Origin of the sequence: Herminiimonas contaminans, assembly GCF_015645465.1 — a bacterium.
GTDB lineage: Bacteria > Pseudomonadota > Gammaproteobacteria > Burkholderiales > Burkholderiaceae_D > Oxalicibacterium > Oxalicibacterium contaminans.
Map to the genome: position 1 here is coordinate 1 of NZ_JADOEL010000033.1, position 7,008 is coordinate 7,008.

Annotated in this window: 8 protein-coding genes; 4 read left to right on the forward strand and 4 right to left on the reverse strand. The window is 50.7% G+C overall.

Annotation, left to right across the window (positions count from 1 at the left end; translation table 11 throughout):
* The 3 genes from IXC47_RS18985 to IXC47_RS18995 form a co-directional block, all read left to right on the forward strand.
* The coding region (locus IXC47_RS18985; protein ID WP_195874814.1) for an IS3 family transposase at positions 1-109 on the forward strand (109 nt) is incomplete at its 5' end.
* 598 nt (positions 110-707) lie between these two features.
* A complete protein-coding gene (locus IXC47_RS18990) occupies positions 708-938 on the forward strand; it encodes a hypothetical protein (protein ID WP_195876726.1) in 231 nt (76 codons plus the stop codon).
* A gap of 73 nt (positions 939-1,011) precedes the next feature.
* Positions 1,012-2,280: a helix-turn-helix domain-containing protein gene (locus IXC47_RS18995; RefSeq protein ID WP_195876727.1), complete on the forward strand. Its 1,269-nt coding sequence runs from the start codon at positions 1,012-1,014 to the stop codon at positions 2,278-2,280.
* 106 nt (positions 2,281-2,386) lie between these two features.
* Here the strand turns inward: IXC47_RS18995 and IXC47_RS19000 are convergent, their stop codons facing one another.
* The gene (locus IXC47_RS19000) at positions 2,387-3,730 is read right to left on the reverse strand and encodes a type II toxin-antitoxin system HipA family toxin (protein WP_195876728.1); all 1,344 of its coding nucleotides are present in this window, start codon (positions 3,728-3,730) and stop codon (positions 2,387-2,389) included.
* 47 nt (positions 3,731-3,777) lie between these two features.
* Entirely contained in the window at positions 3,778-4,194 is a 417-nt protein-coding gene (locus IXC47_RS19005; RefSeq protein WP_230089669.1) for a helix-turn-helix domain-containing protein, read from the reverse strand.
* Positions 4,195-4,439: 245 nt separating this feature from the next.
* On the opposite strand from IXC47_RS19005, the gene yjjJ reads away from it, so the two are divergent.
* On the forward strand, positions 4,440-5,804 hold the full coding sequence (gene yjjJ, locus IXC47_RS19010; protein ID WP_195876729.1) for a type II toxin-antitoxin system HipA family toxin YjjJ: 1,365 nt from the start codon (positions 4,440-4,442) through the stop codon (positions 5,802-5,804).
* A 54-nt stretch (positions 5,805-5,858) separates the two neighbouring features.
* Here the strand turns inward: yjjJ and IXC47_RS19015 are convergent, their stop codons facing one another.
* The gene (locus tag IXC47_RS19015) at positions 5,859-6,308 is read right to left on the reverse strand and encodes an HAD domain-containing protein (RefSeq protein WP_195876730.1); all 450 of its coding nucleotides are present in this window, start codon (positions 6,306-6,308) and stop codon (positions 5,859-5,861) included.
* A 331-nt stretch (positions 6,309-6,639) separates the two neighbouring features.
* Entirely contained in the window at positions 6,640-6,849 is a 210-nt protein-coding gene (locus IXC47_RS19020; RefSeq protein ID WP_195876731.1) for a hypothetical protein, read from the reverse strand.
* Between the last annotated feature and the right edge of the window lie 159 nt (positions 6,850-7,008).

Below are 7,008 nucleotides of genomic sequence, written 5' to 3' on the forward strand. Positions count from 1 at the left end.
TGATTACATCGAGATGTTCTACAACGTCAAACGACGTCATAATCATGCTGACCGGCTTTCGCCCGTCAACTATGAAAAGCAGTACTTCGAGAGGCTTGCGAGTGTCTAAGAAACTCGGGGCGATTCATAAAGCTGTGTGGAGGACATGAAGACGGCTTCATGTTTTCAGATTTCAGAAACACGAAAGGGTCTAGATTTTCATCTAGACCCTTGTGAATTCGTGGTAGGCCGTGCGGGATTCGAACCTGCGACCAACGGATTAAAAGCGCGAAATCCAACTTCCTTACGCTGACTTCTCAAAACACAAAGTCAATATAATCAATCACTTATGCGCTGTCAAGCGCAACCGGGCGCAACCAAAGTCAGTGGTAACGCAGCAGTAATTACCACTAAATTACCACTAAAACCCCGGCTGAAAGGTGTGGTGCCTCAGGCCGTTTCAAGTGCCCAATTCTTCTTTCTCAATGCTCATTGGCCGTGGCTTCTTACTCGATTACCGGTAGGCTGAAACCGGAGCATAAGTGCACGGATGGGTATGCTTTCGATATTTGAGCACATTCAACTGACCGCTTAGGCCGCTCCACTCTCGCGTTAAAATACCGCCACGGAAAATTTGTTTCCCGATTTGCCGGTACTCCAGCGGCTCGACATTCTTTATATTTTGTTTGTCCGAGTTTTCGGATAAATTTTTCATAAGGAGTGTCGCAATGAACGCAGGCAAACAACCAGGCCATCAAACCAAATCGCACAACAAGATTGTTTCCAGTAAGCCGGCAGGCGCAACTAGAGGTAAAACGGCCCCAAAGACCAAGACGCCATGGACAATGGATGCGCAAAAACGCATTCATTCCAAAGAGGCGATAACAGGCGGAGGTCAGGTCCGAAAAGACTCGCTGACCGCTCATGTCACGAAACGCGTCGCTGAAAACAAGAAATAACACTTTTACAGCTTAAGCCATGTGCACAGGAACAGAAGAATACATATGGGGATACCCCTCGATTGAATCGTTGGTGTTCGGATTCATTCAAGTGAGCCATTTGGTTCCAAAAGAAAGCGCGCTTTACAGTGATGTGAAGCAGCTTGCGGAAGGGAAGAGGAGGCTTTTTGACTTGTCGGACATTGACGCATCGCCACCAATGAAGTCGCATAACTTGCCGAGCCTGCTTGTAGAGCTGGAGCACATACTGGGGAAAGAATGGACATCCCCGGCGATTGCGTCGGATGTGAGACATCGTTTGTCTCAAATCATGTCCGGCTACGCGCGATACTACGTGGTCGAGATTTCTGCTGCTGGGCTAAAAAAATCTGACGTGCTATCCCATTTAAAGGTTTTTTACTTTGGCCAGCGTATTGCAGTGACACTGGCATGGCTGGAGCAGAAATGGGGTGTCGGCTTTCTCCGTAAATTCTTGGAGGAACCAACAAGCGACAAACTGGTAGGCAAGTATCTTCGTTGGATTCGAAAAGTTGAGCAGCTCAGTGCTGCGACGGCAGCAAAGCGAGCCGGCGTTGAAAACGTGGAAGAGTTCAGCAAAACCATGTATCGATGGGAGAATGGAAAACAAGACCCTAGAAAGGATTCCTTCCCCCTGATTCGCAAGGCGTACGGGATGGAAAGTAATCCGGCGTATGGCCTATGGTTTTGGATTGCTCTTTTTCTTGATAACTGTGGTGATGACGAACTTAAACAGGGAGTAGCTGCTGGCGTGGGCAAAGGCTTTGATAATGACTCTGCTAGAGCAGCATTCATCGACAGAAGTAACCAGTCAATACTCGATACGGAAGTCCCCGAAAGCTACCTCACTTTGAATACGCTCTTGTGTACACAAGTGGCGAGGGAAGAGGGCGATTTTGAACTTATCCAACGATGTCTTGAAGAGTTCGAAGAGTATGTAAGCAAGCATGAAGGGCGTGGGCTATATCATCTCTATTCATTTCAGGCCCGCATGGCCGTTTTTACTGGTCGGCCCAAAGATGCAGTCGGCCTATTCATGAAAGCCATCGACTTAGCGCGCTACGCGGAACATGTGGCCGCAGGTAAATTTTTCCGTGCATTTGCTGCGCTATGCACAAGAGAAAAATATGTTGTACCACTCAAATATGTCGCGGATAAACAGTGGCTGTTTGGGATGCACCCTGTTCAGAAAAATGAGCCTGATATTTGGATAGGTGAAACGGAAGAGCTACTTACAAACAGGAAAAGGGCATTTGACTACCTTCGTTATTTTGCGCCGCAGTCTTTCTTTAAACCGAGAGTAATCGTCTTGCAGGCAGAGTGACGTCATGAATATGTGTTCCTACACTGACAGGTCTTGCCCAGTGTTCTTGCAATCATCAATATAGATAAACGCATGTAGTAGGAATTAGTAACGAACTTACTAATTATCAGGGCAGCAGTTTGCGCGTGTCCACAGTGCTGATGTCGTCCAAGTGCCTGAACGCAGGCGCAATCTTGGCAATGTCATCGGCCGAGACGTTCGAGCGCTCGAACGACACCTTCCACTCGCGTACCACTCGCCAGACTTCGCCAATCAACTCGCAAGCACGGGGTAGGCTCAATGAGAACATTTCATGTCCCCCCAGTGCGTTGTCGATTGTCGCGATGCGACCCTGCGGGCCAATACCTAGATGAAGGTAGCGCTCGGTAGCGAGGCTAGGTCGCGGCAGTACATCGTAGAGAGGGCTGAGACGCCACCCGGCCAGGCGAGGGTCCCAGATGAATCCGTGGTTTCGCAGATGGTCGTCATCGTTGCTCGCGAAGATGTTGAACACCATCCGCTTGAAGAGCTCTTCGTTGTCTGCTCGAATCACGCTGGTATGGCAATACTTGCGTACAGCTTGGGCGAGGTCGGCATAGGATTTGGTCCGCGATTCCGTTTCGTCGCATCCCACCAAGGTTAGGCCGCTTACGAAACCCATGCGGCGCTCGGTCAAGCCGGCGCTGGGTTCGAGCATCAAGTCCGTTGCTGCGTTTGGTTGCGTACCGTGTGCCAGCCAATAGCGGTCAAAGCGTCGAATCATCATAATGCGACGGTCGCCGATTATGCGCGTATTCACCGGGGGCACGTTCAAACCAGCTTCCCGCGCAAGTACCAACGAAGCACACTCGACCGCAGGGATATCGAAGGCGTCATTCTGGCTCTGAAATTTTGCGAGCCACAAAGAACCATCATCGTCGCGCACAGAGGCCTTGGGCCGGGCGCCGCCGAGTGCTGACCCGGCCATGAAGATGTATTCAAGATTGGCCGGGACGTCGCCGCCGGCCTCAATTCGTTCAGCAGCCTCCATCAGATATGCGAGAGCGTGAACGCTGCCGATGGCGCCCGTTGGTTCGTCTTTGATACTGGCACGAATGTCTAGCGCGCCAACCCTCTCGCTACCTGCATGAAGTAAGTATTGCGACTCCGTCAGGCTGTTTGCAGGCACTTTGAGTTTGGCCTCAATAACTCGGCGTCCCCAAGAGTCTGGCGCGGCGTCGCGGATGCCGCCGAAGTTCACTAGATTGTTGACGGGCAGTAGCAGCTTGCCCTTTACTGACTGCGGCCCACGGATAGCCAGGCTGACCGGGTCAACCTCTAAGGCATCGGCGCGGTTGAGGTAGTTGAGCCCGTAAGCGAAGCTCGATGCCAACAGTTCAGTGCCTTCTTCGGTCATCGTGAGTTGTCCGCACGGTGCCCAGCCTTCGCCTAAGTGCGCGAACGTCATGAGTTTCAGTTCTTTGGCTGCCATGAAAAATCCCACTTTAGATGTAGTGTTCTACTGCGGTGCAGTCGGCTCTAGAAATTCAAGTCATCGAGTTCCGCAGCGCTCAGGTCACGTACGCGCTTCGTTGATTCCCGAGCCTGCAGGGCACTCAGCGCTGGGTCTGACTCCAGCAGTAGCCCTGCTAGAGTAGTTCCTGGCGCGATAGCTTCCAAATACCGAAGTATCTGTCCAATTGCCAAGCCGGCGTCGCCCTTCTCGATGCGGTAGGCCGTATTACGAGATAGTCCTGCGCGCAGGGCAGCATCGACTTGTTTGACTTTACGGGCATGGCGCAAACGAGCAAGAAGCCGTCCGAGGTGGACGACCTCTTGCGCGAGGTGTGTACTGAGAACTGCTGATTGTTGTACTTTCATGTTCGTTAAATCACCCGTTATGGCGTCAATGCTCGATTTAACGAGCATTGTATGCGCACGTACGTCGAATGTCAAGTAATGCTCGTTTAATCGAGCATTATGCTCATAATGAGCAATTTAACGAGCAAATTTCTGTGGGTTGTGTATGGGCTCTCCGCGAGCAGCTTGGACGTGGCGAGGTGCCGGCGTGTGGAGCTTGCAGAAGATTTTTTGATGGATTTGTAACTTATTTATCGTTACATAAATCGTTACATAATATTGATGCGGCAATGTCATTTTGCGTATGATGAATTCATATTTATGAATAAAAGAATCGTTACATGGGAATTGCTCAAACAGTCTTAGAAATATTAAGGACCTGGGGCCGGCAGCCATCAGGCGAGCTATTGCGACGTCTCGCGGTGAGTCGGCCATCCTTGATGCGAGCAATTACCGAACTGGATGGCGAAGTTGTTTCTGGTGGTCGCGCGCGCAGGACTGCGTATGCGGCACGTCGTTCGATTCGCGGTAATCCGACTGCATTAGTTCTGTATCGTATTGATGCGTCCGGTCGTGCACATGAAGCCGGCCTGCTTGAACCTATTTATCCAGCAGGTTGTGCGATGCGTTTTACGGAAGCATGTCCTTGGCCGCTCGACGATGAGATGGCTGATGGCTGGTTCCGCAGCGTTCCTTATCTGTTGGGCGATATGCGGCCGCAAGGTTACCTAGGGCGTAACTTTGCACACCAGTTCGCAGCTATCCTGCAAGTTGATGAGGACGTACAGCGTTGGAGCGAGGACGATGTGCTGCATGCCTTGCGCGTGCTTGGCTGGGACCAGCCGGGTAATTACATTCTAGGTGAACATGCCTTACGCCGCCTTCTGGAAGAGCAGCAAAAAGGTAGTCATTTCATCCCCGATGACATGCTCGATACAGAATACCCGCAACGTGCTTTGCAGGCGCTGAATGTTGGGGTGGTGGACTCTTCTTTAGTCGCCGGTGAATTTCCTAAATTTACTGCACGACGATTTGTGAATGGACAACCGACGCATGTCATCGTCAAATTTTCCGGTGCTGAAAGGTCACCGCAAGAACAACGATGGGCTGACTTACTAATCTGCGAGCACCTGGCACTGACTACTATTGCAGACACGCTTCAATTGAGCGCGGCACAAAGCCGCATTTATCAGTTCGCAGGTCGTACGTTCTACGAAGTTGAGCGTTTTGACCGACACGGCGAATTCGGTCGCTCTGGCGTATGCACTTGGCATGAATTGAATGCTGCTTTATTCGGATTGCCAGGTCCGTGGTCGGAGGGTGCAGAGACTTTGTTGAAAGAGGGCTACATTTCGGCTGAGACTGCTCGCGAGATAAATCTGTTGGAGCATTTTGGTCGCTTAATTGCCAATACTGATATGCATGACGGTAACCTCGCATTTCTACCCGGGCTTACGTTGACGCCGGCCTATGACATGCTGCCTATGTTGTATGCCCCGCAGCGTGGAGTTGAACTTGTCGAGCGCGATTTTGCGCCAGCCTTACCTGTGCCGAAAGAGCGTGGTGTCTGGGTTCAAGCTGCGGAAGCGGCTTTAGTATTTTGGCGTCGTGCAGCGCGTGATGAGCGTATCAGTGGAGCATTCAGGGCTATCTGTCAGGCCAACGCTGACCAAGTCGAGCGCTTGCTTGTCGCGCAACGCGATTGACGTGCGTTAATCGAATTTTGAATCAGTGTGCTCGGTCTGTTTCGTCTTCTAAGCCTAAGTCCCTACTTTTTGTAGTTGCCACAGTTTTTTTCGAAGCAGTCTTGCTGTCGCAGCATCTAGCCCTCTTTGCGCATCGCAAAGCACAAGCTCTTGGCACAGTGGAGGAAACAGAGATGCGTCGTCGTCAAGGGCAATCCACTGATGCAGGCCTCGTCCGGAATCCTCAAGAAATTTTCTGATTTCTAAATGCCGGATGTGCGTTGGGTGCTGTGGTCCCTCTGCCGAAAGCACTGGCGTTGCGCCGATAATCCGCGGACGCAAGTCTTCGCTAAAGTAGTTAAGAATGTGGTCCCACTCATATGCCTCGCGCCAAGAACTCGACACGACGATATCGATTTCCGGGAATTGCCTCAAGATGGATTCGAATCGCGCAAGGTGCTCGAAAGCAGGCCCTTGGACACTGTGTAGTACACCGTCAAAATCAAGGGCCAGAATTACTTTCATTTTCCATCTCGTAAACTGGGGCAACTATCTCTGTGGCTTAGGCTTAGGGCCTGAGTTTGTTCATGCGCTAGTATGGCGTCGTGTTTGCATTCGGATGCACTGATAATATAAATCGCGATAGCTAAAATTACTTCATAAAAGAGCGGCAAATGTTGGCGGGATTCTTCTGATAAAGAATGTGGATGTGTTTGTCTATAAAGGATAATGTTTGTAAGGGACTTCTTTAAAAAATAGCTTTCTTGAAGAGGGCTAAAAGAAGAGTCTTCATATCGCTTTCCTTGTTTGTGGCATTAGTAAAAATTAGTACCGAATTTACTAATTAGTCACCAAATTAGTCGCCGCGACCGTCAAACTCAATGCCGTCTATTTGGCGCTGTAAGTGAACCATCATCTCATCGCCAAATTTTGCATCGTAGTTCTCAATCCACCTATGCATCTCTTCGGCACTTAGCCAGCGCAATGACAAGCGTTGGCGCGGTGTGTAGTCTTCCTCCACGCCCTTGGTGAAAACGTATGGCATGAACCCTGCGAGGTAGTCCATGGTTTGGTGGCGATGAATCGCTAGTCTGGGGTGGTAATCCCCCCATTTTTAAAGCGACTTGAGAGTAGAGACTATGCGGCCAGGGCCAGTTTCTGTTTTGGGGTGATGCCTCCGATGGCCATGTTGGGGCGTTCGTGATTATAGGTCCATAGCCAGCGG